A 376-nucleotide genomic window follows, 5' to 3' on the forward strand; every position below is an offset into this window, starting at 1 on the left:
TACTTCGACAGCATCCCCCTGCACGGTTTCAGCACCAGCCAGCAACCGGAGGAGCTTGAACGGATCTGGAACCTGATCCAGCGCTATATGGACACCAGCCAGCCAATGCCCGATATCCCGGAGCTGGAACCGGCCCGGCCCCACGATCCCACAACTGCTGCCTACGATGCTAAAACCAATCGACAACCCGATTACTGGTTCTCAATGGATGATGACGAGTTTGAAGAAGCGATCGCTCAACTACGTACAGAGCAACGTTTTATGCCTAGTATGGGCCCGGAGATCGATCTGTTTAATGGCGGCACTCAAGCCTGAATGCACTAACGGACTAAACGAATATAAATGGACTTCCAACAGATAAAGCCCTACAGCAGCA

The 376-nt window shown here is 52.4% G+C and carries 1 pseudogene; it reads left to right on the top strand.

The features are described from left to right. Positions 1–315 (top strand): annotated as a pseudogene (locus JW499_RS21835) (hypothetical protein); the annotation flags it as partial. Between the last annotated feature and the right edge of the window lie 61 nt (positions 316–376).

Origin of the sequence: Amphritea pacifica (genome assembly GCF_016924145.1) — a bacterium.
In the GTDB taxonomy this organism is placed as follows: Bacteria; Pseudomonadota; Gammaproteobacteria; order Pseudomonadales; family Balneatricaceae; genus Amphritea; species Amphritea pacifica.